1 pseudogene is annotated in these 220 nt (G+C 42.3%); it reads right to left on the reverse strand.

What is annotated here, in order from left to right:
• Positions 1–34 precede the first annotated feature (34 nt).
• Positions 35–220: pseudogene (locus tag ACTRWE_RS19370) on the reverse strand (IS256 family transposase); the annotation flags it as partial.

A 220-nucleotide genomic window follows, 5' to 3' on the forward strand; every position in this document is an offset into this window, starting at 1 on the left:
GAGGGCGTTCAGAATTCTGTGTCAGCCTAAGTTGCTAAATATCTAGCACACCATCTAACCTACCTTCGAAGTGGATGGCCAATTGCGACAATGTCAGATTCCAATTATGGATTGGCATTGTCCATTTCTTCGAGGCATTCAATATGCCTGCATACAATAATTTCATCAAGCTGTTTTCATTAGGGAATGCTCCCTTAGTCTTGGTGAGTCGTCTAAACTG

Source organism: Pseudoalteromonas sp. G5_S1_54_S4, assembly GCF_054968565.1.